Source organism: Tritonibacter mobilis, from assembly GCF_001681715.1.
Lineage (GTDB): Bacteria > Pseudomonadota > Alphaproteobacteria > Rhodobacterales > Rhodobacteraceae > Epibacterium > Epibacterium mobile.
This window is the reverse complement of sequence record NZ_LNWY01000031.1, coordinates 1-2,781: the sequence shown is the minus strand read 5'-3', so window position 1 is coordinate 2,781 and position 2,781 is coordinate 1. Positions and strand designations below refer to the sequence as shown.

4 protein-coding genes are annotated in these 2,781 nt (G+C 44.6%); all 4 read right to left on the bottom strand.

Annotated elements, in window-relative coordinates; genetic code table 11:
* Nucleotides 1-150: 150 nt before the first annotated feature.
* The gene (locus UB90_RS21300) at nt 151-525 is read right to left on the bottom strand and encodes a hypothetical protein (protein ID WP_065327181.1); all 375 of its coding nucleotides are present in this window, start codon (nt 523-525) and stop codon (nt 151-153) included.
* On the bottom strand, nt 525-1,070 hold the full coding sequence (locus tag UB90_RS21295; RefSeq protein ID WP_065327180.1) for a hypothetical protein: 546 nt from the start codon (nt 1,068-1,070) through the stop codon (nt 525-527). The genes UB90_RS21300 and UB90_RS21295 overlap by 1 nt, the downstream gene beginning before the upstream one ends.
* A 390-nt stretch (nt 1,071-1,460) precedes the next feature.
* Nucleotides 1,461-2,078 carry an MAE_28990/MAE_18760 family HEPN-like nuclease gene (locus UB90_RS21290; protein WP_065327179.1) on the bottom strand — a complete coding sequence of 206 codons (618 nt, stop codon included), beginning with the start codon at nt 2,076-2,078 and terminating at the stop codon, nt 1,461-1,463.
* A 1-nt stretch (nt 2,079) separates the two neighbouring features.
* Nucleotides 2,080-2,697 (bottom strand): hypothetical protein, encoded by a 618-nt coding sequence (locus tag UB90_RS21285; protein WP_131818827.1) that lies wholly within the window; start codon nt 2,695-2,697, stop codon nt 2,080-2,082.
* Nucleotides 2,698-2,781: the final 84 nt, after the last annotated feature.

Genomic DNA, 2,781 nt, shown 5'->3' with positions numbered 1-2,781 from the left:
TTTGTCAACACGTCCTAGGAGGCAAAATTCCACAATGTTTGTGGTTCGCTTGGCCAACTTATTGACTGTACTAGCTTACAGTCTCAAATAATATTATCAGGAGATTTCATACATTTTGGAAATAATAATATCACCGCGATGCAGGCCAGACTAATCATCCAGCAAATCCCCAAGCGCATCAGAATTAATTGCAAGATTCCCTTTTGCACTTTCGAATAGCGTGTCTATGGCGATGCTGCTCGGGCAGTTAGCTATTACCGAATATCCACCGTATTTATTTCCAGTATAAATAGAGAGGTCATACCCAAGCTCCCAAACGCATTCGACGTCATCTAAGTAATGCTTCCTTCTAGTCTTTGAGATTGTGTAAGTCTTGCCCTTATACTCAGCTTCATAACATTCATCAACGAGAGTCCAAGCATCACCTTGGAAGATAGTAGATATCTCCCAAGTTATTTCATTAATCGAAGTCAGCTCAAGTAGCTTGGTTGTCGCTTGTCGCCATTGCTTTAAGGAGTATCCCATTACTTCACCATCATATCCGAATTTTGTATTTTTATCTCTTCAGAGAGCTCCCGAACCTTTTGTTGAACATTCCAATAGTCCTTAACCTGCCCGCATTTTTCAACGGCATCGGCTCTTTCGGATTCATGTTTTAGAGACTTATATGCCTTCTGCACTTCTCTCGATATCTTTTTGATATCCGAGTTATCAAGTCTTTTCGCAAGTCTTACTACTGAAGGCAACCGCGACATGAAACTCATCGTTTTCAACTCTTGCGCCGGCTCTGACTGAAGGTTTGACATTTCTTTCGATATGTTATCCAAATCCTTCCGAATATCTGGTGACCTCATTTTAAAAAAGTACCTTCTCGAGAGGCTTCTTACTTCCGTAAGTGTAAAAACTGTAATGAGCAGACCATAGTAGCTAAAGAAGGTTCCAGCTACGCTACCGTAGAAGGTGAAGGTTTGGGATTGATTGTAACCAAGCAAATCTGGTGCTGTTAGTGCTGTCGTTAGGAACACAGCAGTAGGAACAATCGCAAAGATGAGAAGGAAGAAAATGAGCATATACTCAGTTCACCAATGGAGGAGTTCATGTTTCACGGTGACAGCGCTACCGGTTCTGACCCCATTTTCATAGCAACCTTTAAAGAGAGTTCGAGATACATGGGAATCTGCGCTATACACGCAACATGATAACAACCCTTGGTCAGTGAAGCTCGCCGCGCAAGGCTTAGAGCCATGGCATCGGTTGGTGGAATGCGAGAATCCGACGAACATCGGGCATAGCCCAAAGTGGTCATGCCTCCCAAGTTGAGTGTTGGTAATTCGTACATCCATCTTGCAATGAAGCAAAAGTCAATATTTGACCCAAAGAGTCTTATCCTTCAGTGGAATACACGACACGCAGAAATACATCATCTATTGTAAGCGCAAAAACACACCCGGCACCGACGTTCAATCACCGTATGGCGCTTTCGTCAGGCGATCATCGACCGAGTAAGCTAAGTGATAAAGCACGTCGTACACAGCATTTTCATACGTAAAATAATAGTCCACTTCATCTATAAAGTTCTTCTGCCCGTGCGCAATTCCATTACGCCTAGCAACTAGTGTTTTTAGTTTTGCTGAGTGCAGACTTAAAGCGTCAATTATAATATCCGCATCTAGTAGGAGATCGTTCATTACACTAGGCCAAAGATTTGATTTCGTATCAACCTCCGGGAAATCTGGCTTCAACGCCTTGACTTGATCAGTGATTGCTTCCATTTCATAGAGCATTTCCAATGAAGGCAGAGACTTTAAACGTTTTAACTGTTTATCTAGTGCAAGCGCTTTCGTGCGGGGCGGCAACGCTTCACAATCCGACATCCTCTTCGATGCTTCGTCATAGAAGACCGTCAAGCAAAATTTTGAGAAACCCTCATAGTGAGCGTAAAGCATTGCCCACGCAGCCCGAAGTAAAACCTCTTTTTGTTTCTTAGAAATGTCATTCCTGCTCAACAATATCCTTAAAGAACCCAGTTCGCTTTCACGCCAATCAAGGTCGGTTGTAAGACTCTCAAAAATAGTCATCTTAGACCAAAAGATGTACTTTAACTGCATCAATTCTTGCCTGCAGCTTGGTTATTGTGTTCGCCCCCGGCCCGGTCGCTTCTTGGAAAGCTTCGCTAGCGAATGCGCTCTTCAGTCGCTCAAGGGTCTCCGCGGAGGAAACTGCCTCAAGTTCATCGCTGGCCTCATCAAATACAGCAACTACGGCTTCAAAGTATGCGGGCGCTAGACGGCCCGTAGCATGCCCCTGTCCGTTAAAACGGGTAAAGGCCTGGCTTTGAAGTTTCTGTTCGATGAGTGAAAACACTCTTTCAAAGCGTGCTTTGCTAGAAGCAATGTCGAATTTAATTTCTCCGAAGAGAACTCCTTCCATGAACGTGTCGAGCCACTCCTCAATGTTACCCTTATAACCATCACGGAAGGTTGTGACAGCAAAGTAGCGGAGCACTAGCTCCTCGTCCGCGCGTTGCTCTTTGGAACTATCAGGCAAACGCGATATTGCATTCGAGAATGTTGGGAATGTTGCCATTTCTTGAACGGCTTCATAGAACTCCTCCCCACCATCGACCATACGCGAGGAGCAGTTTCGGATTTCTTGAGCGGACAGTAGGGACCCGCCAGTATTGAGGCGTTTGAACATCTCGTACTTAACGAAAGAGTCGCCTGACTTGTTGATTATTGTTGCCCGAATGGGGGTCCGCTTAACTTTTAGGGTCAGGATTCA